Raw genomic sequence first — 21,101 nt, forward strand, 5'->3', positions numbered from 1 at the left:
GTCCGAGCAGTCTATCGGAGTTCGCCAAATGTTTAGGTCGCTTTATCGATGCTTCATAAAGCGTGCAAAACCTCCTAAGCTACGGGTCGTGGACGCCGTCAGCAATCCGTACACGCCCAACGCCGGGGCCGCTCCAGAGATCGTGGTCGGCCGGGACGACCTGCTCGAGGCCTTCACCGTCCTGCTCCAGCGCCTCGAGCGGAGTCGCACCGAGCAGTCGATGATCATCACCGGGCTCCGGGGCGTCGGCAAGACCGTCCTCCTCGGCAAGTTCGGCGAGATCGCGCGTCGTGCGGGCTGGGAGGTGGTCGAGCTCGAGGCGAGCAAGCACGACGACACGCGCTTCCGCCAGGCGATGTTCTCGCAGCTCAAGGCCGCCCTGCTCCGGCTCTCGCCGCGGGCGCGATGGACGGACCGAGCCCGACGCGCAGCGGAGGTGCTGAGCGCCTTCGCGGTCTCCGTCGACCAGAAGGGCACGTTCAGCGTCTCCTGGGACGTGCCCGCTGCGGAGGGCGCCGGCGACCACGGCGACCTCTCGATGGACCTGACCGACGTGTTCGTCGCCCTGGGAGAGGCGGCCGAGGAGCAGGACCGAGGGGTCGCCCTCCTCATCGACGAGGTCCAGTTCCTCGGGCGGAGCCAGCTCGAGGCGCTCATCCAGGCCGTGCACAAGACCGTGCAGCGCCGGCTGCCCATCACCTTCGTCGGCGCGGGCCTGCCCCAGATCGCGGAGCTGGCCGGCGACGCGAAGAGCTACGCGGAGCGGCTGTTCACCTTCCCGACGGTCGGGTCGCTCGACGAGGAGGACGCGGCGAAGGCCCTGGTCGAGCCCGCCCTCGTCGAGGGCGTGACCTTCGACGACGACGCGGTGGAGCTCGCGATCCGCATCACCCAGGGGTACCCGTACTTCATCCAGGAGCTCGGCTACCAGGTCTGGGGCGTCGCGACCGAGCACCGCGTCCGTCGCGCCGACGTGGCGACCGCCCGCGAGGCGTACGAGGCCAAGCTCGACGGCTCGTTCTTCCGGGTGCGCCTCGATCGGGCAACACCGCTGCAGACCTCCTACCTGCGGGCGATGGCCGAACTCGGCTCGAAGCCGCAGAAGGCATCGGATGTCGCGAGGGTCATGGGGCGGGAGTCGACCCAGGTCGGGCCGACCCGGGCCGAGCTGATCGACATGGGCCTCCTGTACACGCCCGAGCACGGCTACGCCGCGTTCACCGTTCCCGACTTCGACGCCTTCATGCTGCGGGCGGTCCCCGAGCTCCACGTGCCCGAGATCCAGAAGCGCAAGCGGAGGGACGACTGATGACCGCGCCCATCCTCATGAACGTCGACGACCTGGCGAGCCGGCTCGACGACGAGCGGGAGGGGCAGGCGGACACCCGCACGGTCGTGCTCGACGTGCGCTGGTCGCTGGCCGTGCCCGACGGTCGTCCCGCATTCCTCGACGGGCATGTCCCCGGGGCCGTCTACGTCGACCTCGACCACGAGCTCGCCGACCACTCGGTCGAGGGACGCGGGCGGCATCCGCTGCCGTCGGAGGCGGCGTTCACCGAGGCCATGCGTGCCTGGGGACTGCACGACGGCGACACCGCCGTGGTGATGGACGACCTCGGCAACCAGTCCGCGGCGCGTGCGTGGTGGCTGCTGCGCCACGCCGGGTTCGGCGACGTGCGGATGCTCGACGGCGGGCTCGGGGCCTGGCTCGCGGCGGGGCATCCGCTCGAACAGGGACCGACGACCGTGGAACGGGGCGACGCCACCGCGCACTTCGGTGCGATGCCCGTGATCGACGCCGACGGCGTGGCCGCGCTGCCCGCGACCGGGGTCGTGCTCGACTCGCGAGCCGGCGTACGCTACCGCGGCGAGGTCGAGCCCATCGACCCGCGGGCCGGTCACGTGCCCGGCGCGCTCTCCCTCCGACTGCGGAGAACCTCGACGTTGACGGGCGCTTCCTCCCACCCGAGGAGCTGCGAGCGAAGTATGCCGCGCTCGGCATTCAGCCGGACACCTCGACGGCGACCTACTGCGGCTCGGGCATCACCGCCGCGCACCAGGTCGCGGCGCTCGCGCTCGCGGGTGTCGACGCCGCGCTCTTCCCGGGGTCGTGGAGCCAGTGGTCGAACGAGCCCGGCCGCCCCGTCGCGACGGGTGCCGAACCGGGCGGGCCGGTGGCTCCCACCCGGGGCTGATCCCGTCAGCCCATGCCGGGCAGCTCGAGGAACTCGAGCACCTCGATCGAGGCGCCGTCGAGCATGAGGTGACGACGCGGCGCAGGCGCAGTTCCTGTCCGTCGCGTGGTCGCTCGTGCTCGGACGACTGGTGGAGCACGCCTCGACCACGGCCGCGGCCCGGCCGGAACTGCGGGCGGCGCGACCGAAGCACCCGGGCGCTACGCCTCGGGGCGACGCCCGACGGCGATGAGCGTCGACAGGTCGACGACGACGACGTCGTCGCCCGCGACCGACGCGAGGTAGCGTTCGCGCACCGCAGCGATCCGCTCGTCGTCGAGGCCGGCGAGCGCCGAGCGGAGCCGAGTGCCCTCGACGAGCTGCCAGGCGAGCTCGGGCGTGAGGTCGACGTGCCGCTGCACCTCCTCGGCGCGAACGCCGAGGAGGCCGAGCTCGGTCAGCCAGTGCGCGAGGTTCCCCGCGCTGTCGGCGACGTCGACCGTGAGGGCGGCCGGGCTCGCCTCGGCATCGTCATCGCGGTCGCGAACGGCGGCCGCCAGCAGCCCCGGGAGCGGATCGAGCGCGTCGCGTGCCCACGCCGCGATCACGACGCGGCCGCCGGGTCGTGCACGCTCGACGAGGTGACGGGTTCCCGCCTCGACGTCGTCGAACGCCGCGACGCCCAGGACGCACTGCACGAGGTCGTAGCCGGTCGGCTCCCACCCGGCGGGATCGGCGACGTGCAGCTGCAGCTGCGGCATCCGCTCGCCCGCCCGCTCGCGGGCCAGCGACACCAGCGACTCGGACGGCTCGACGGCGTCGACGAGCCCGCCGATGCCGACGAGCTCGGCCGTCGGCAGGGCGGATGCCCCGTCGCGGGCGTACGCGTCGAGCACGCGTTCGTCGAACCGCGGATGCGAGCGTAGCAGCACGGCCGTCGAGATCGTGTTCCAGAGCACCTCGTCGAGGCCGGCGACGGAGTCGGCCGTCCCGGCGAACTCCCCCGCGGAATCGGGTACGGTCGTCGTGTCCCCCATCTGCCCATTCTCGTCCTGATCCGGCGGAAATCCGAAGTCTCAGGCAATCAAAAGCCGCACCGGGCAGACTGGCAGTTCGCGTTCCCGATCGAAACGAGAATCCCCGTCATGAACCGTGCCCTGCGCCGCGCTGCGCCCGTCGCACTCTTCTCCGCCGCCGCGCTCGTCCTCGCGGGCTGCGCCGCCGGCCCCGGACCCGAGACCACGACCCCGGCCGGCGCCGACTGCATGGACGTCTCGTCCGGCTCGCTCAGCGACGGCGTGCAGGTCGAAGGCGACTTCGGCACTGCGCCGACGGCGACGTTCACGACGCCCCTCGAGGCCGACGAGCTCGAGCGCACGGTCGTCATCGAGGGCGACGGCGAGGTCACGCAGGCGGGCGACGACGTCAACGCCATCGTGAGCGCGTTCTCGGGCACGACCGGCCAGCAGGCCTTCTCGCAGCCGGCCACCATCAAGGCGGGCGACGACAGCGTGTTCGAGGCGTTCCTCGCGGGCATCGACTGCGTGCCCACCGGCTCGCGCACGGTCACGGTCGCGCCGGCGTCGACGCTCTACGGCGACCAGGGCAACGAGACCATCGGCATCGCCCCGAACGAGACCGTCGTCATCGTGGTCGACGTGCAGGAGCCGCTGAAGCCGGCCGAGTGGACCGAGGACGTGCCCGAGGTGGAGTTCGGCGCCGAGGGCGACGTGCCCACCGTGACCCTGCCCGACACTGCCCCGCCCGCCGAGTACCAGCTCAAGGTGCTCGAGGAGGGCGACGGCGCCGAGGTGCAGTCGGGCGACAACGTCACCCTGCACTACCAGGGCACGAGCTGGGACACGGGCGAGGTCTTCGACCAGTCCTACGGCGGCGACCCGGCGCAGTTCACGACCGACGCGGTCATCCAGGGCTTCGGTGCCGCGCTCGTCGGCCAGAAGGTCGGCACGAAGCTGATCGTCTCCATCCCGCCGCAGTACGGCTACGGCACCGACCCGAACGCCGCCGAGCTCGGCGGTCAGACGCTCGTGTTCCTCGTGGAGATCATCGACACCGCGCCCGCCACGGAGCAGGGCCAGTAGGCACCGGGGCGGCCGTCGCGCGAGCGCGTCACGGCCGCCCGCCCAGTCCGCCGAACCCGGTGGAGAGCCCCCACCAGTAGACCGCCGCGATCGTGCACCACGCGAGCGCGACGAAGGCGGTGTCGCGAGGGCGCCAGCGGCTGAGCGTGCGCTCGGTGCGCGTGGGGTTGGCGCCGAACGCCCGCGCGTCCATCGCGAGCGCGACGCGCTCGGCGTGGCGGATCGCGCTGGCGAGCAGCGGGATCGCGACCGCGAGCGTTCGGCGCACGGCGGCGACCGGGCCGCGCCCGTGGTCGAGCCCGCGCACGCGCTGCGCGGCCCGGATGACCTCGAGCTCGTGCCCGAACCGCGGCACGAAGCGCAGCGCCGCGAGTGCGGTGTAGCCGATCCGGTAGGGCACGCGCAGGTTCTGCACGAGGGCGCGCACGAGCTCGGGACCCGTCGTCGTGAGCCCGGCGATGAGGCTCAGCACGAGCAGCGCCGCGATGCGGAGCGCAGTGGCGAGCCCGATGAGGTACGCGGCGAGCGTGAACTGCCAGCCGCCGACCTCGACGAGCACCACGGATGCCCCGGGGCTCCCCGGGTCGATCCGGTTCGGGTCGACCCACACGCCGAAGGTCACGCCGAGCACCGCGACGAGCACGGGGAGGCCGACCAGGAGCAGGACGACGGCGCGGGCCCGCAACCGCGCGCCGACGAGGAGCAGCACGAGCGAGAGCAGGATGAGCACCGTCGGGATCGCGAGTCCACGCGTGATGATCAGCGCGAGCATGGCCGGCAGCGGCGCGGCGAGCTTCGCGAGCGGGTTGAGCCGGTACAGGAACCTCCCGCTCGGCGCCGAGCGCTCGGCGAACGGGTCGACGGCCGCGCCCGGGGCGCTGACGGTGCCCGCATCCATGGCGCGTCGGCCGTCGGCGTTCGTGACGTCGGATACCGGTGCGGGTGTCGGCGCTTGACGGGCCTCGGCGGCGGTCACGAGGCGCCCTCCGGCGAGCCCGCGGGCGACGGCAGCTGCGACATCCGCGTGACCGCATGCCACTCGGGATGCCGCGCGAGCCCTCGAGTCGCCCGGGCGAGCGGCGGATGGCGCAGCCCCGCCTCGTCGATGAGCGGACCGGCGAGCACCTCGGCGGTCGTGCCGGCGCCGAGCAGGCGCCCGTCGGCCATGACGGCGACGCGCGTCGCGTAGTCGGCGACGAGTTGCAGGTCGTGCGTCACGACGAGCACGGTGGTGCCCTCCTCGTGCAGGGCGCGCAGCACGTCGAGGAGCTCCGCGGCCCGCTCGCGATCCTGCCCGAACGTCGGCTCGTCGAGCGCGATGACGGGCGCGCCCGCGATCAGGGCGGTGCCCACCGAGAGCCGGCGCTTCTGCCCGCCCGAGAGGAGGAACGGATGCTGCGCCCGCAGCTCGCCGAGGCCGAACCGCTCGAGCATCCGCGTCACCTCCGCGGCGCGTTCGGCCTCTGGCACGCCCTGCACGCGCAGGCTCGTGTCGAGCTCCTCCTCGGCCGTCGTCGCGACGAACTGGTGCTCGGGGTTCTGGAAGACGAAGCCGATGCGGCGGCTGCGCTCGCGGGCGTCGGCACGCTGCGGGTCGAGGCCGAGCACGTCGACGGTGCCGGATGCCGCGGGGATGACACCCGCGACGGCCTGCAGCAGGCTCGTCTTGCCGGCGCCGTTCGTGCCGACGACGGCGAGGAACTCGCCGGCCGCCACGTCGAGGTCGACGTCGTGCACCACGACCGGGCCGCGTCGTCCGCCGCGGCGCACGGAGAGCCCGCGGATGCGGATCGCCGGTCGGGCGGACGCCGGGGCCGAGTCGAGTGCGGGCGCTGCGGCGGGCGCGGCCGGCTCCGCCCGGGGCGCGGGCAGCTCCGCGCGTGCGTCGAGCGCCGCCGCGAGCTCCGCCGGCGTGAGCGGCAGCGGTTCGAGCACGACGCCGGCGTCGCGGAGCCGCAGCGCCGCCAGCGTGGAGACGGGAAGCCACACGCCGAGCCGGAGCAGCTCGTCGACGTGGTCGCGGAGCACCTCGCGCACGGGTCCGTCGAACGCCACGCGACCGTCGGCGTCGAGCACGACCGCCCGGTCGACGATGTCGACGGCGGCATCGAGGTTGTGCTCGACGAGCACGATCGCGTGGTCGCGCGTCGACGCGAGCTCGCGCAGCACGGCGTAGACCTCGTCGATGCCGGCGGGGTCGAGGTTGGCCGTCGGCTCGTCGAGCACGAGCACGGGTGCGGCCATCGCGAGCGCGCAGGCGATGGCCAGGCGCTGCCGGCCACCGCCCGAGAGTCGATCGGGGTTGTCGGCCCGCCGGTCCCAGAGACCCACGAGCTTGAGCGCCCGCTCGGCGCGCGCGAGCACCTCCTCGGCCGGCACGAGCCGGTTCTCGGGGCCGAAGCAGACCTCGTCGAGGAGCGTGCCCGTGACGACCTGCGCGTCGGGGTCCTGGAACACCATCGCGACGTGCGCGCTGAGCACGCCGACGGGATGCTCGCGGCTGTCGAGTCCGGCGATCGAGACCGTGCCGTCGAGCTCGGCGGGCACCGCGTGCGGCACCAGTCCGTCGAGGGCGAGCGCGAGCGTGGACTTGCCGCAGCCCGACGGCCCGAGGACGAGCACGACCTCGCCGGGCCGCACCGCGAGGCTCACGCCGTCGGGCGTCGCGCGGGTCGCGCCGTCGTGGCGGATGCGCACGGCATCGAGCTCGAGCAGGGGAGCGGTCATCGGGAGTCCCGGTCGTGCCGGCTGCCGCCGGCGGGCGAAGCATCGCCGACGGGGTCGGCTTAGGACAGCCTAACCTCTCGCGTTCGGGCGGGGCGAGACGCGGCATCCGCCGCCCTCACCGGGCCCGACGGATGCCTCAGCCGACCGGCGTCTCGAGCCGCAGCGAGGCGGCGATGACGGATGCCTCGAGCTCGGCCTCGATGAGGTCGAACGTGTCGTACTCGCGGATCCGGGCCGCCATCGCGCGGGCGCGGTCGCGGTACGTCCGGTCGGCGAGCACCTCGTCGACCGCCTTCGCGACGGCGGCCGCGGTGGGCGTGCCCGTGCGCAGGTTCACGCCGACGCCGGCCCACTGCACGCGCATCGAGACTTCGGGCTTGTCCTCGGTGTCGCCCGCCGCGACGATCGGCACGCCGTGGCTGAGCGCGTACTGGGTGCCGCCGAAGCCCGCGTTCGTCACGAAGACGTCGGTCTTCGGGAGCAGTCGGTCGTAGGGGAGGAACTCCGCGGCGCGGGCGTTGCCCGGCAGCTCGCCGAGCTCCTCCACCGGACGACCGCCGGTCGCCACGACCACGAGCACGTCCCGGTCGGCGAGCGCGTCGAGCGTCGGGCGCACGAGCCGGTCGAAGTCCTTGTTGTCGATCGTGCCCTGGGTGACGTGCACGACCGGGCGGTCGCCATCGAGCTCGTCCCACCACGACGGCAGGGCCGGGTCTGCGGGGGCGGGCGGCAGCACCGTGCCGACGAAGCGCACGTTCGGGCTGAGGTCGCTGCGGGGGTACTCGAACTCGGCCGGCGAGAGCTGCAGGTAGCGGTCGCACTTGCGGGTCGAGTCGAACACGAACGGGTCGAGGCCGGGCCGGCCGAGGTCGCGCATGACCTGCTGGGCGAGCGCCTGGGTCTTGCGGAAGATCACCTTCGTGACGAGCCCGTTCAGCACCCGGTTGCGGAGGCGGCCGAACGCGCCCGGCTTCGGCGCGAGGCCGAGCCCGGCCGGCGCGGTGTCGACGCTGAGCTGCACGAGGGGGATCACGCCGACGCCGAGGATCGGCGGCCGAGAGGCGGGGTCGTCGAGCAGCAGCGGCACGATGCCGGCGAACGCGCCCTCGGCGAGGATCGCGTCGGGGGCGAGCTCCGCGATGGCCTGCTCGACCGCGCGGTACTGGTCGGGCACGGGCCGCACGAACATGGTCTGCACGTCGTACTCGAGCTTCGCGATGCCGCGGTGGCGGTCGCGCTCGGGCAGGAGATCCTGCATGACACGGTCGTCGTAGTCGGCGATGCCGACGAGCGGGCGGTGGTCGGCGCCCGCGGCGAGCACGGTGTCGCGGAACCGCGAGCCGGTGAGGACGGTGACGTCGTGGCCGCGGCCGACGAGGTCGCGGGCGATGGCGATCATGGGCGCCACGTGGCCCTGGATGGGGCTGGCGCAGAGCAGGTAGGTGGACATGAGCAGCGAAGCTATCCACCGCCCGGAACCGTGGACAAGCGATTCGGACCGGTTTCCGGGCTGGCCCCATCGAGTTTCAGTGCTGGCACCGAGCTGTGGGTTCGCTGGAGGTCCTCGGGCAGCCTCGAAACCGGGAATGCCCCGGTCAGCCCGGATGTTGTACCAATGTCCGGACGTGGAGCCACCACGTCGGAGCGGCGTGGGAGGACCACGCCGGAAGGAGGAGAACGTGGGCATCAGCTACGTCGAGTTCGAGGACGAGAACGGGGTGCTGCGGCGTTACCGCAAGCACGTGAACGGTCGCGGCCTCGTCGCAACGACCGCGAAGGTCGACCCCACCGCGTTCGTGGACCCGACGGCCTACGTCGACCCGGGCGCCGAGGTGCAGCGCAACGCGAACATCGGCCCGGGCGGCTGGGTCGATCGCGACGCCATCGTCGCCGAGCGCGCCGTGATCGGCGTGCGCGCGCACGTCGGACGTCGCGCCGTCGTGGGCCGCAACGCGGTCATCGGTCCCTACGCCGAGATCGGCGCCGACGCACGCGTGCAGAACGGTGCGCGGGTGCCGCGCGAGGCGACGATCGCCGAGGGCGCGGAGTTCCGCGCATCGAGCGACGACCTCCGCCGGCTCGGCCTCGCGGCCTGAGCCGCAAACCAGACGACACGGATGCCCCGGGGTGCACAGCCCCGGGGCATCTGCATGCGGTCGTCGAGTAGCGCCGCCGGAGGCGACGCGTATCGAGACGCCAGTGCTGATCGGGGAGGGTCTCGATACGCGTCCGGCTTCGCCGGGCGCTACTCGACCACCGGTGCGGAGAGCTCGCCCGCCAGCAGCTCCAGCGTCTGCTCGCGGCCCGGCACGGCATCCGCCGGCTCGGCCTCGTACGCGCCGGCGATCGGCGACACCATGACCTCGTCGACGCCGTGCCGCTCGGCGAAGCGGCGCAGCTCGGACGCCGCCGTCGCGGCATCCGCGATCACCCAGCGTCGCCGCATGCCCGCGATGAGCTCGTCGGCGATCGAGTCGGCGGGGGCCGCCTGCGCCTCCTCGACGGTCTCGAGCGGGCGCATCGGCCGGTTCGCGCGCAGCCGCGCCATCGAGCGCAGCTGCGGCAGGGCGCGCGCCTCCGCCTCCTCGACGGTCGGCGCGACCGACGCGTTCATCGTGAGGAACGTGACGGGCGACGGATGCCGCTCGCTGGGCCGGTACTCGGTGCGGTAGAGCTCGAGCGCCCGCTCGAGGCCCTCGCCCGAGAAGTGGTTGGCGAACACGTAGGGCAGGCCGAGCTCGGCGGCGAGCTTCGCCGAGTAGTCGCTCGACCCCAGGAGCCAGAGCTCGGGCACCTCGGCCGCGGCCGGTGTCGCGGTGATCGGGTACTCGCGTCCGCTCGTGAGGCGCAGCGTCGCGCCGTCGGGCGAGAGCAGGCTCAGGATGTCGGCGACGTGGTCGGGGAACCGGTCGACATCGGCCGTCGGTCCGCTCACGCGCAGCAGCTGCGTGATGACGGGGTCGCTGCCCGGTGCGCGGCCGATGCCGAGGTCGATGCGCCCGGGCGCGAGCGCCTCGAGCGCGGCGAACTGCTCGGCGACCACGAGCGGCGCGTGGTTCGGCAGCATTACGCCGCCCGACCCGACCCGGATGCGCGAGGTCTGCGCCGCGGTCGCCGCGATGAGCACGGGCGGGGTCGTCGACGCGACCGCCGGCATGTTGTGGTGCTCGGCGAACCAGTAGCGCGTGTACCCGAGGCGGTCGGCGAGCTGCGCGAGGCGCACGGATGCCGCGACCGCCCCTGCGCTGGTCTGGCCGGTGCGCACCGGGACGAGGTCGAGCACGGAGAGGCGGGGCGTGGGTGTCATCCCTCTCGGCAACCGCCGCGCCGGGGCCGGTATTCCGGGGACAGGGTTGTCCCTGAGCCGATCGGAGGGATGCCCCTGTCGTCCGGTGGGGCGATTCGTCATGGGATGGAGATCGCGTTCGTGCGCGCCGCCGGGATCCCCCGCGGCCGTCCGCCTCCGACGGAGGGCCCGGGCCCGCGAGACGCGAGATCCCGAGAGGAACCATCCGTGAACACCCCTGTGCCCGGCGCCGTGACGACGCCCGCCGCCGACGTCCGCACCGAGTCCGACGACGTCACCACCTTCTCGCTCCGCGAGGCGCTGGCCCTGCTCGACGACCGCATCGCGGGTCGAGTGCTCATCCCCGGCGACGTCGGCTGGGACGAGGCGCGCTCCGCTTGGAACCTCGCCGTCGACCAGCGTCCCGTCGCCGTGGTCGTGGCGGGTGCCGCCGACGACCTCGCGCTGGCCGTGCGCACCGCGAAGGGCCTCGGGCTCTCGGTCGCCCCGCAGGCGACCGGCCACAACGCCGGACCGCTCGCCGCGGGCGACGGCCTCGCCGACGCACTGCTGCTGCGCACGTCGGAGCTGCGCGGCGTCGAGGTCGACCCCGAGCTGCGCGTGGCCCGCGTCGAGGCCGGCGCGCTCTGGGGCGACGTGGTCGCCGCGGTCGCGCCGCACGGCCTCGCCGCGCTCGCCGGATCGTCGCACGACGTCGGCGTGGTGGGCTACACGCTCGGCGGCGGCATCAGCTGGCTCGGACGATCGCACGGCCTCGCCGCCAACCAGGTGCTCGCGGTCGAGCTCGTCACGGCCGACGGCGTGGTGCGCCGCGTCGACGCGGACCACGACCCCGAGTTGTTCTGGGCTGTGCGCGGCGGAGGCGGCGACTTCGGCGTCGTGACCGCCCTCGAATTCCGACTCTTCCCGATCTCCGAGATCGTGGCCGGCACGCTCTTCTTCCCGATCGACCGCGCGGAGGAGGTGCTGCAGGCGTGGGCCGCGTGGACGACGACGGTGCCCGACAGCGTCACCTCGGTCGGTCGGGTGCTGCGGTTCCCGCCCATGCCCGACCTGCCGCCGTTCCTCTCGGGGCAGTCGTTCGTGGTCGTCGAGGCGGCGATCCAGGAGTCGCTCGAGCGGGCCGACGAGCTGCTCGCGCCACTCCGCGCCCTCGGCCCCGCCATGGACTCCGTGCATCCGCAGGCGATTCCCGAGCTGCTGCAACTGCACATGGACCCGCCCGCGCCCGTGCCCGGGTACGGCGACAGCATGCTCCTCGCCGAGCTGCCCCCGGCCGCCGTGCGCGCGTTCGTGGCCGCGGCCGGTCCCGAATCCGACAGCGCCCTGCTCTCGGCGGAGATCCGGCACCTCGGCGGCGGGCTCCGGCCCGAGGCGGCGCACGCCTCCGCGGCCGAGCGCGACACGCCGGCGCCGGGCGCCGTGGCCGGCCTCGACGCCGAGTACGCCGTGTTCGGCGTGGGGATCGCCGTGCCCGGGGCATCCGAGGCGCTCGCGATGTCGCTGGGTCGGCTGCTGTCGCGCGTGGAGCCGTGGCGCGCCCCGCTCGACTACCTCAACTTCGCCGAACGGGAGCGCGGCGCGGAGCGCATCTTCGGCGAGCGGGTGCACCGCCTGCGCGCGCTGAAGAACGCCGTCGACCCCACTGGCGTCATCCGGTCGAACCACCCCGTGCGTCGGTGACGGGGGGTGTCGCTCGCGCCGCGGCCTTCATAGGCTGGGAGCGAGCGACACCGCTGTCGCGATTCCCCGGGGAGGGAACGAATGACGCTCCACTACGAACTGCCCACCACCGCGGACTTCGCCGCACTGGCGGGCCCGCATCACCCGGCGATCACCATCTACGCGTCGACATCGCCGGTCGTCAGCGAACGAGAACGGTCCGAGGTGACCGTCAAGAGCGCGTTCGACGACGCAATCGAACAGGTCAAGGGCGCAGGCGCGTCCGCCGCCGAGGTCGACGAGCTGCGTCGTGCGCGCGACGCGATCGTGCTCGACCAGCAGCTCTGGGGCAACCTCGCCCGGTCGATGGCGATCTTCGTCGCGCCCGGCTTCAGCGAGGTGTTCGTGCTGCCGAACCGCCTCGACGACGCCGTGCACGTCGGCTCCCACTTCACGCTCGGCCAGCTGCTGCGCGCCCCCAGCCAGGACCAGGAGGCGTACGCCGTCGCCATCTCCGCGAACGAGTGGAGCCTGTGGCACGCCACGCCGACCGACCGCGCCGCGCAGATGCCCGTCGAGCCCACCCTGCCGAAGAACGCCGAGGAGGCCGCCAACCGCGAGCCCGGCGGCGCGGGCACGAAGCGCGTCGGCGGTCACGGCGACCGCGGCACGAGCGAGGAGGACAAGCGCGCCGCGATGCTCGACATCTACGCGAAGCGCGTCGCCGACGCGGTGCGCCAGGAGCTCCAGGTGCACGATCCCGACGAGCGGGTCCCGCTCTTCGTGTTCGCGACCGAGCCGACGCTCAGCGGCTTCATGGAGCGTGCGCACAACCACCGACGCATCATCGCCGTGCCCGGCGGACCCGACCGGCTCGGCCCCTCCGAGATCGACGAGGCGCTGCGCCTCCAGCTCGGCACGCTGAACATCAACGAGGCGGATGCCGCGCTGCACGGCCTGACCGAGGGCAGCGCGGGTCGCGTCGAACGCGACCTCGCGGCGATCGGCCGCCTCGCGGCCGACGGCGCGGTCGAGACCCTGTGGTTCGACTTCACCACGTCGGTCAACGGCACGCTCGACCAGGAGTCGGGGGCGATCGAGTTCGCCACCGGCAACGGGGAGGGCGAGAGCCTGCAGGACGGGACCCTCGCGGGCGACGTGCTGCCGCAGCTCGCGCTGCTCGTCATCGCGAAGGGTGGCAAGGTCGTCACCGTGCGCAGCGACGACCTCGACGACAACGTCTGGTCGGGGCCGGCGATGGCCGAGCTCCGCTACGCGCTCGCGTAGCCGGCTCTCAGGGTCCCTGGCGGGTTGCGACAGGTCAGGCGGGTCAGAGGGCGGATGCCGCGAGACGCCCGCGCGCGGCATCCGATGCCCTGCGCGCAGCGCGCCGGCTCCTGGGCAGCGATGCGGCGACGACGGGGATCGTGAACCCCTCGCGCCAGCCGAAGCGGACCACGATCTCGCGCGCGCGCGAGTCCTCGACGATCGCCTCGACCGTCGTCTCCGTCACCACCCGCGGCGCCTTGCGCGGCTCGAACTCGCGCAGCTCGAGCCAGAGGGTCTCGGGGTGGGGGACCACGCCGGGGTTGGCCGCGACGAGTCGCAGCTCCCAGCCGCTCGTCGGGCAGAGGCCCGATCCCGTCACTCGGATGAGGCGCCCAGCCGACGATTCGATCGCGGTCGCCCGGAAGTCGGCGGCGGAGAAGTCGCAGTGGTTCGGCGCAGTCATGTCCTCGACGCTAGGCGCGTCGGGATGAGGCGTCCTCAGTGCTGGCGCTGAGATCCGCCGACGGCGAGGAAGCGGTTTCCGACGTCCTCGAGCCGACCTAGGCTTGAACGCATGCGATTCGGAATGTTCGTTCCCCAGGGTTGGCGTCATGATCTCGTCGGCATCGAGCCGGCCGAGCACTGGGACACGATGCGCGGGCTCGCGGAGTTCGCCGACGCCGGGCCCTGGGAGTCGATCTGGGTCTACGACCACTTCCACACCGTGCCGGTCGCGAGCGAGACCGAGGCGACGCACGAGGCGTGGACGCTGACGTCGGCGTATGCCGCGACGACCTCGCGCGTGCGGCTCGGCCAGATGTGCACGTGCATGAGCTACCGCAACCCTGCGTACCTCGCGAAGGTCGCGGCGACGGTCGACGTGATCTCGGGCGGACGCGTCGAGATGGCGATCGGCGGCGGCTGGTACGAGCACGAGTGGCGGGCGTACGGCTACGGCTTCCCGCCGGTCGGGGAGCGGCTCGCGCGGCTCCGCGAGGGTGTCGACATCATGCGCCAGGCGTGGACGACCGGGTCGGCGACGCTCGACGGCAAGCACTACCGGGTCGACGGCGCGATCGTGCGTCCGCTCCCCCTGCAGCCCGGCGGCATCCCGATCTGGATCGCCGGTGCGGGCGAGAAGGTCACGCTGCGCATCGCCGCGCAGTACGCGTCGTACACGAACTTCGCCGGGTCGATCGAGGAGTTCGTGCACCGGAGCGAGGTGCTCCGCGCCCACTGCGAGGACCTCGGCACCGACTTCGAGGCGATCACGCGGTCGACGAACTTCAACACCGTCGTCGGCGTCGACGAGGCGGATGTCGCGCGGCGCCTCGACACCATCGAGGCCCGCGTCGCGCCGTACCTCGGCCCCGCGAAGACGGCGGAGTACATGCACGCGTTCCGCGGACCCGAGGCGTTCGCCGTCGGGACGCCGTCGCAGGTCGCGGCGATGCTCGCCGAGCGCCGCGAGCGCGGCCTCGGGTACGCGATCCACTACTTCCCCGAGGCGGCGTTCGACCGCTCGGGCCTCGAGCTCTTCGCGCGCGAGGTGATCCCGGCGCTGCAGGAGCGGTAGGGCCTGCGGACCGATGAGCGGCAGGGCCGGGGCTATGCCGCGATGGCCTCGTCGAGCTTCGCGCCGAGCTCCGCGTCGGTCGGCTCGGTGAAGTGGGTCCCGTCGGGGAACACCACCACGGGGATCTGCGTCCGGCCGCTGATCGCCTTCGCGCGGTCGGCGCCGTCGACGACGACCTCGAGGTCGACGTACTCGTAGTCCACGTCGCGGCCGTCGAGGAGCGCCTTCGAGCGACGGCAGTCGCCGCACCAGGCGGCGCCGTACATGGTGATGCGGGCAGGGTTCAGGTCTGACTGTGCAGGGGAAGTCACGTCAGAACCCTACGCAGCGAGGCTGTGCGGTATTCCCAGCTTCGGGGTGTCGCGCTGTCGGCGCGGATGGCAGACTCGCCGCATGCGATTCGAGACGGAGCTGCTGCTCGTGGACGGCCGGAACACCGGGATCGAGGTGCCGCCCGAGGTCGTCGCGTCGTTCGGCGCCGGCAAGCGCCCGGCCGTGGTCGTGAACGTGAACGGCTTCGAGTACCGCAGCACGATCGCCTCGATGGGCGGCACGTTCCTCATCCCGTTCAGCTCGGACAAGCGCGCGACGACGGGGCTCGCCGGGGGAGATCACATCGTCGTGGAGCTCGAGCTCGACACGGCGCCGCGCATCGTGGAGCCGCCCGCGGACTTCGCCGAGGCGCTCGACGCGACGCCCGGCGCGCGCGAGGCGTGGGAGAAGCTCGCACCCAGCCACAAGAAGGCGCACGTCACGGCGATCGAGGGTGCGAAGGCTGCCGAGACCCGCCAGCGGCGGATCGCGAAGGCGGTCGAGCAGCTCACGGGCTGAGCGGGCCGAGTGCTCCGGCAGGCTTGCTCGGCTTCGGCCGCCGCTAGACCGCGACCGCCTCGGGCACGTCGGCCCCGACCAGCCGGATGAACGCGCTGAGCTGGGCGACGCCGTCGGGGCGGCGCGGCAGCGCGTCGAGCAGGCCGGGCGAGTAGAGCAGGTAGGCCGCCCACTTCGCACGGGAGATCGCGACGTTGAGCCGGTTCTTCAGCAGGAGGAACTCGATGCCGCGGGGGGCCGCGCTCGCCGACGACGCGGCCAGCGACACGATGGCGACGGCGGCCTCCTGGCCCTGGAACTTGTCGACCGTGCCCACGGGAACGTCGGGGTACCCGGCGCGGTCGAGGGCCTCGCGCACCGTGGTGAGCTGCGCGTTGTAGGGCGTCACGACGATGAGGTCCGTCTGCTCGAGGGGCCGTGCGGGCGACCGGACCGGCCCGGAGGCCGTGTCGCCGGCGTCGGACCAGTCGCGCCCGAGCAGTGAGGAGACGAGCTCGACCACGATGTCGGCCTCCTCGGGCGACCAGGTCGTGTTGCCCTCGTGGTCGACTCGGATCGGACGCACGCCGGGGTCGATGCCGTCGAGGTGCCGGGTCGAGGCGACCGGATGCGAGCGGAGCTCGCCCTGGTAGGCGAGCCGCGACACCGGCGCGGCGACGGCGGGATGCATCCGTCGACTCTCGGCGAGGAAGTAGCCGTATTCGGGCGGGAGGACCTCGTGGCCGTCGGCCACCCAGCCGAGCGCGGACGTGTCGACCGGCTCGGGGTGGAGGGCCTGGCTGACCTGCGGCAGCTGCTGCGGGTCGCCGAGCAGCAGGAGGTTGCGCGCGGCCACCGACACGGCGATCGTCGACGCGAGCGAGAACTGCCCGGCCTCGTCGATGACGAGCAGGTCGAGCGAGCCCCGCGGCACGCGCTTCACGTTGCAGAAGTCCCACGCGGTGCCGCCGATGACGTAGCCCGACGGGCGCTCGGCCGTGAACTTCGACAGGTCGTCCTTCTTGGCGAAGGCCGTGAACACCCGCGACTCGACCTCTGACGGATCCTTCACGGCCTTGCCCACGAGGGCCGCGTCGAGGCCGGCCTCGACGACCGCCTCCAGCACGTGCTCGACCACGGCATGCGACTGCGCGACGACGCCGATGCGCCAGCCGTGCTCCGCGACGAGGCGTGCGATGACGTGCGAGGCCACGTAGGTCTTGCCCGTGCCGGGCGGGCCCTGCACGGCGAGGTACGAGTGCTCGAGCCGCCGCACCGACTCGACGACGGCGTCGACGTAGTCGGCGCCGAGCACGGGTGCGAGCCCGCCGGCGGCACGCGGCGCGAGCCGTCGCAGCACGTCCATCGCGGGATTCGAGGGGAGCGACGGCACGGTGGCGGGGATGGGCGCCGCCCACTCGGCGATCGCCGCCTTGAGCGCCCGCGAGTCGGGCGGCCAGCCGGGCGTCATCGCCATGGGGAGCCCCGGCCACGTGGCGTCGGCGACGCCGACCTCCTCGACGAGCACCCCGGTGTCGGTGACCTCGAGGATCGTGCCGCTCGACCAGGCGCGCTGTCCGGGGCGCATCGTGCTCGACGGGAACGGCGCCGGCCAGTCGTAGAGCAGGAACACGTTCGCGCCGACGCCGAACCGGGAGCCGGGGGCGATGCGCCCGCCGAGCAGCACCTCGCGCCGAGGGTACTGCCGCGTTCCCTCCTCGTACCAGCGCTGCTCGACGCGCGATGCCGCGGGGTCGACGACGAGCACGTCGCGGTGGTTCTCCCACGAGTCGACGGGCTGGTCGACGCGCAGGTAGTGCGACCACCAGAAGCTCTTCGCCTCGCGGTCGTGGTAGTCGATGGCCGCAGCGGACAGGGCCAGCGCGAGCTCGTCGGGCGTGCGTCCGTCGCCGGGTGCCGCGGGGCCGACGAGTTCGCGCAGCTGGAGGGCGAGCGGCGTCGGCTCGTAGACCTTCGCCGCGCCCTCGGCGAGGTAGGCGGGCGGCACGGGCTCGACGCCCTCGCGCCGTGCGATCGCGAGCAGCCAGTCGCGCAGGCGGCGCGTGGACACGCAGTCGTAGCGGTTGTAGTCGGCGAGGTCGTCGAGGATGCGCTCCGCCTCGAGCGTCTCGGCCGCGCCGCCCGACTCGACGAGTTGGCGCGCCCGGACGTACTCGGTGATGGAGTCGGCGCCACTCTTGACGTCGGCCTCGCGCAGCTCGTCGCCCATGTAGAGCGGCTCGAGCTTCTTGATCGAGTACGAGCGGCTGCCCACGCGCACCGACCGCTTGACGATGGGATACAGGTCGACGAGGACCCCGTCGTGGAGGAGCTGGTCGACGTCGGCCTCGCCGACGCCGTGCCGTGCGGCGATGGTCGTGAGGTGCGTGCGCTCGTAGGACGCGTAGTGGTAGATGTGCAGGTCGGGATGCACCTGGCGGCGCAGCTTCACGAGCTCGAGGAACTGCAGCAGCGCCTCGCGCTCCTCGGCGAACGAGTGCGCCCACAGCGCGGTGTACTGCTCCTGCTCGTCGACCATGCCCCAGAGGTAGTCGAGGTTCCACGACGTGGCGTCGCCCTCGGTGTAGAGCGGGTCGCCCTCGAAGTCGAAGAACAGGTCGCCGGGGTTCGGCTCGGGGATCGCCGCGAGGGCGGCGGCCTCGCGCACCTCGACCGGCGGCGCAAGCGGCGGGTCGTCGGGGCTGCGTTCACCGGATGCCTCGGCGGCGAGGTCGGCCGCCTCGGCGACGAGCTGCAGGCGCGCCTGCGCGCGGAGGTTGTCGACCGTCGAGTCGATGAGGTGCGGGACGGGACCGCTCGACGCCGCGAGCTCGTCGATCGTGGTGATGCCGGCCTCGGCGAGCGGCTCGCGCTGCGTCACGCGGAGGCTGCCCGTGAGCAGGACGTCGCGATTGGCCTGCACTTCGAGCTCACAGGTCGGGCAGCGGCCGTCGTGCGTGTAGCGGGGGTCGCCCCAGGCGACCGGACCGTCGGCGGCGACCCGCTCGTCGACGAGCTGCCGCAGCCGCGCGACGCGCTGCACGTAGACGGGCGTGATGTCGTCGCGCCGATGCTCGCTGCTCGTGCCGTCGCCGAGGAGCAGCTCGACCACGTCGTCGCTCGCGATGCCGATGCGGTCGAGCTGCGACGCGTATGCCGCGAGCTGCAGGAGTGCGGTGACCCGGGCGTGCCGGGCGAGCTTCGAGTCCTGCACGCGGTAGCGCCCGTCGGGCCGACGCACGATGAAGTCGGCGAAGCCGATGAACCCCGCGTCGGCGAACGTCGCCTGGTAGACGACCGGAACGCCGGCTTCGAGTGCCGCGCGAGTCGCCTCCACCGCCGCCGCGACCGCCTCGGTGTCGCGCACGTTGGGCTGCGGGATCTCGACGACGCCCACGCCGAACTGGTCGCGGTAGCGCGCCAGCACCCGCCGCTCGTGCTCGTCGCCGAGGCGCCCCGCGCGCTCGAGCATCGCGTCGGCGTTCGGCTCGAAGAGGGTCTCGCGCCCGAGCTTCACGTCGAGTTCGCGCAGGAACGCGAACTCGCACTCGGACGCCTTCTTCAGGTCGCTCGCGCTGGTGACCACGGAGCCGTCGACCACGAACATTTCGGCTCCTTCCCTCGGCTTTCCACCACGCTAACGGGCGCGACCGACATCGGCCCACGGCATCCGCCCGGCGTGCGCCCGCGGCATCCGCCCGCCTGAAGCCCGCTCAGCGCGTGACGACGACCTTGCCGATGCTGCGGCCCGACGCGACGATCGCGTGCGCCTCCCGGAGGCCCGCGGCATCCAGCCCGCTGATCTCGCGGGTGAGCGTCGTCACCAGCGTGCCCGCCTCGAAGTGCCCGGCGGCGGCGTCGAGGAGCTCGTGCTGACCGATCATGTCGGGCGTCTCGAAGACCCCACGCGTGAACATCGACTCCCACAGCCAGGCGATGCTCTTCGACTTCAGCGCGCGCAGGTCGATGTCGGGGTCCTCGTCGATCGCGACGACCTGCCCGAACGGCCGCACGACCTCGGCGAAGAGCGGCACGCGTCCGGCCGTCGCGGGCGTGAAGACCCGGTCGAGGCCGCCGGGGGCGAGCTCGAGCACGGATGCCGCGAGGTCGCCGCGGTGGTCGAGCACGTGGTGCGCGCCCATCCGCCGCGACCACTCCTGCGACTCGGGCCGGGACGCGGTCGCGATGACCGTGACGTCGGTGAGCTGCCGCGCGAGCTGCGTGAGGATCGACCCCACGCCGCCCGCGCCGGCGAGCACGAGGAGGGTGCCCGTGCTGTCGGCGCGGAGCCCGAAGCGGTCGAACAGCGACTCCCACGCCGTGATCGTGGTCAGCGGCATCGCGGCCGCCTCGGCCATCGAGAGGTTGGCCGGCTTGCGGCCCACGAGGCGCTCGTCGACCGCGTGGAACTCGGCGTTCGTGCCCTGCCGGGTGATGACGCCCGCGTGGTAGACCTCGTCGCCGGGGGAGAAGAGCGTGACGTCGGAACCGACCGCCACGACGGTGCCGGCGGCGTCGTAGCCGAGCACGATCGGCGGGGCGTCGGCGGCGCGCCGCATCCGCGTCTTGAGGTCGACCGGGTTCACCGAGACGGCGGCGACCTCGACGAGCACGTCGTGCGGGCGCAGCTCGGGCAGCGGCAGCTCGACGTCGGCCAAGGCTCGCTCGTCGTCGAGGGGGAGGGCGCCCGTGGCGGCGACGGCACGCATGGTGGTCGGGAGGGTCGTCATGTGAAGGGGAACCCGGGGATGCCGCGGTGGATTCCCGTCAACCACCGGGCGTGGGGGCGAGGGCGCCGCGGCCGAGGCCGAGCATGCCCTCGACCGCGTGGCCGATGCGCGAGCCGCGGTCGGTCGCGTCCTCCCAGCGCACGAGCGCGTGCGCGTTGAGACCGTCGATCATGCCGAGCAGCTGCCAGGCGACGGATGCCGCGTCGTCGGTCTCGAACTCCCCCGCCGCCACGCCCGCCTGCACGATGCCCTGCACGAACACGCGCCAGTCGTCCATCTCCTCGCGGACGCGCTGCGCGAGCGCCTCGTTGCGACGGCCCAGTGCCCACGCCTCGACCCAGATGACGGTGACGTCGTCGCGCGTGCCGTCGAGCAGCGTGTCGAGGAGGTGCGCGAGCTGCGCGCTCGGCGTCGGCAGCGGGCCGACGAGGTCCTCGAGCTCCGCGAGCTCGTCGGCCACGATCGAACCGAACGTGCTCGCGACGAGGACGTCCATGTTCGGCTGGTAGTGCGCGACGAGGGCGGGGGCGACGTCGATGCGCGCGGCGACGCTGCGGAGGGTCACCCCGTAGAGGCCGTGCTCGAGGGCGACGGCGCGCGCGGCATCCGCGATCTCGGCGGAGCGCTCGGCCGGGGACTTGCGCGCGGCCTTCTTGCGAGGGGGTCTTGACATCGTGACCTCAGTGTAGGTAGCGTCCTTGCAACTTATTGATCGTGTGATCAATAATAGGTCGAGTCCCCGGC

At 73.0% G+C, this 21,101-nt stretch carries 17 protein-coding genes and 1 pseudogene; 8 read left to right on the forward strand and 10 right to left on the reverse strand.

The window, feature by feature from the left end:
* The first annotated feature begins 88 nt into the window (after nucleotides 1–88).
* Both FYC51_RS10060 and FYC51_RS10065 read left to right on the forward strand, forming a co-directional pair.
* A complete protein-coding gene (locus FYC51_RS10060; protein WP_187432571.1) occupies nucleotides 89–1,309 on the forward strand; it encodes an ATP-binding protein in 1,221 nt (406 codons plus the stop codon).
* A 17-nt stretch (nucleotides 1,310–1,326) separates the two neighbouring features.
* Nucleotides 1,327–2,195: pseudogene (locus tag FYC51_RS10065) on the forward strand (sulfurtransferase).
* Between the two features lie 200 nt (nucleotides 2,196–2,395).
* Here the strand turns inward: FYC51_RS10065 and FYC51_RS10070 are convergent.
* Entirely contained in the window at nucleotides 2,396–3,211 is an 816-nt protein-coding gene (locus FYC51_RS10070) for a class I SAM-dependent methyltransferase (protein WP_148733410.1), read from the reverse strand.
* 108 nt (nucleotides 3,212–3,319) lie between these two features.
* Here FYC51_RS10070 and FYC51_RS10075 point away from each other — a divergent pair, with 108 nt between their 5' ends.
* A complete protein-coding gene (locus FYC51_RS10075) occupies nucleotides 3,320–4,276 on the forward strand; it encodes an FKBP-type peptidyl-prolyl cis-trans isomerase (protein ID WP_148733411.1) in 957 nt (318 codons plus the stop codon).
* 28 nt (nucleotides 4,277–4,304) lie between these two features.
* Here FYC51_RS10075 and FYC51_RS10080 read toward each other — a convergent pair whose 3' ends face one another.
* The 3 genes from FYC51_RS10080 to FYC51_RS10090 all read right to left on the reverse strand — a co-directional run bounded on the left by FYC51_RS10080 (nucleotide 4,305) and on the right by FYC51_RS10090 (nucleotide 8,453).
* A complete protein-coding gene (locus tag FYC51_RS10080) occupies nucleotides 4,305–5,174 on the reverse strand; it encodes an energy-coupling factor transporter transmembrane component T family protein (RefSeq protein WP_148734242.1) in 870 nt (289 codons plus the stop codon).
* Nucleotides 5,175–5,248: 74 nt separating this feature from the next.
* Nucleotides 5,249–7,003, reverse strand: a complete 1,755-nt coding sequence (locus FYC51_RS10085; RefSeq protein WP_148733412.1) for an ABC transporter ATP-binding protein — start codon at nucleotides 7,001–7,003, stop codon at nucleotides 5,249–5,251.
* 136 nt (nucleotides 7,004–7,139) lie between these two features.
* Entirely contained in the window at nucleotides 7,140–8,453 is a 1,314-nt protein-coding gene (locus FYC51_RS10090; RefSeq protein ID WP_187432572.1) for a glycosyltransferase, read from the reverse strand.
* Between the two features lie 229 nt (nucleotides 8,454–8,682).
* On the opposite strand from FYC51_RS10090, the gene FYC51_RS19235 reads away from it, so the two are divergent.
* Nucleotides 8,683–9,099, forward strand: coding sequence for a transferase (locus tag FYC51_RS19235; protein ID WP_187432573.1), 417 nt, complete (start codon nucleotides 8,683–8,685; stop codon nucleotides 9,097–9,099).
* A 149-nt stretch (nucleotides 9,100–9,248) separates the two neighbouring features.
* Here FYC51_RS19235 and FYC51_RS10100 read toward each other — a convergent pair whose 3' ends face one another.
* On the reverse strand, nucleotides 9,249–10,310 hold the full coding sequence (locus tag FYC51_RS10100) for an LLM class flavin-dependent oxidoreductase (RefSeq protein ID WP_148733415.1): 1,062 nt from the start codon (nucleotides 10,308–10,310) through the stop codon (nucleotides 9,249–9,251).
* A 207-nt stretch (nucleotides 10,311–10,517) separates the two neighbouring features.
* Between FYC51_RS10100 and FYC51_RS10105 the strand changes: the two genes are divergently transcribed.
* Nucleotides 10,518–11,993: an FAD-binding oxidoreductase gene (locus FYC51_RS10105; RefSeq protein WP_238476291.1), complete on the forward strand. Its 1,476-nt coding sequence runs from the start codon at nucleotides 10,518–10,520 to the stop codon at nucleotides 11,991–11,993.
* A gap of 81 nt (nucleotides 11,994–12,074) precedes the next feature.
* Nucleotides 12,075–13,259 (forward strand): baeRF3 domain-containing protein, encoded by a 1,185-nt coding sequence (locus FYC51_RS10110; RefSeq protein ID WP_148733417.1) that lies wholly within the window; start codon nucleotides 12,075–12,077, stop codon nucleotides 13,257–13,259.
* Nucleotides 13,260–13,302: 43 nt separating this feature from the next.
* Here the strand turns inward: FYC51_RS10110 and FYC51_RS10115 are convergent, their stop codons facing one another.
* A complete protein-coding gene (locus tag FYC51_RS10115; protein WP_148733418.1) occupies nucleotides 13,303–13,704 on the reverse strand; it encodes a hypothetical protein in 402 nt (133 codons plus the stop codon).
* A 111-nt stretch (nucleotides 13,705–13,815) separates the two neighbouring features.
* Here FYC51_RS10115 and FYC51_RS10120 point away from each other — a divergent pair, with 111 nt between their 5' ends.
* On the forward strand, nucleotides 13,816–14,817 hold the full coding sequence (locus FYC51_RS10120; RefSeq protein ID WP_148733419.1) for an LLM class F420-dependent oxidoreductase: 1,002 nt from the start codon (nucleotides 13,816–13,818) through the stop codon (nucleotides 14,815–14,817).
* Nucleotides 14,818–14,849: 32 nt separating this feature from the next.
* On the opposite strand, the gene FYC51_RS10125 is transcribed toward FYC51_RS10120, so the two are convergent.
* Nucleotides 14,850–15,128, reverse strand: a complete 279-nt coding sequence (locus tag FYC51_RS10125; protein WP_420797233.1) for a glutaredoxin family protein — start codon at nucleotides 15,126–15,128, stop codon at nucleotides 14,850–14,852.
* Between the two features lie 82 nt (nucleotides 15,129–15,210).
* Here FYC51_RS10125 and FYC51_RS10130 point away from each other — a divergent pair, with 82 nt between their 5' ends.
* Entirely contained in the window at nucleotides 15,211–15,648 is a 438-nt protein-coding gene (locus tag FYC51_RS10130; protein ID WP_148733420.1) for a YdeI/OmpD-associated family protein, read from the forward strand.
* 43 nt (nucleotides 15,649–15,691) lie between these two features.
* On the opposite strand, the gene FYC51_RS10135 is transcribed toward FYC51_RS10130, so the two are convergent.
* The 3 genes from FYC51_RS10135 to FYC51_RS10145 form a co-directional block, all read right to left on the reverse strand.
* Entirely contained in the window at nucleotides 15,692–19,234 is a 3,543-nt protein-coding gene (locus tag FYC51_RS10135; RefSeq protein WP_148733421.1) for a TM0106 family RecB-like putative nuclease, read from the reverse strand.
* A gap of 106 nt (nucleotides 19,235–19,340) precedes the next feature.
* Complete coding sequence (locus FYC51_RS10140) at nucleotides 19,341–20,357, reverse strand: zinc-binding alcohol dehydrogenase family protein (RefSeq protein ID WP_238476292.1); 1,017 nt, start codon at nucleotides 20,355–20,357, stop codon at nucleotides 19,341–19,343.
* Nucleotides 20,358–20,394: 37 nt separating this feature from the next.
* Nucleotides 20,395–21,030 (reverse strand): TetR/AcrR family transcriptional regulator, encoded by a 636-nt coding sequence (locus FYC51_RS10145; RefSeq protein WP_148733422.1) that lies wholly within the window; start codon nucleotides 21,028–21,030, stop codon nucleotides 20,395–20,397.
* Nucleotides 21,031–21,101: the final 71 nt, after the last annotated feature.

Origin of the sequence: Agromyces mariniharenae, from assembly GCF_008122505.1 — a bacterium.
GTDB classification, from domain to species: Bacteria; Actinomycetota; Actinomycetes; order Actinomycetales; family Microbacteriaceae; genus Agromyces; species Agromyces mariniharenae.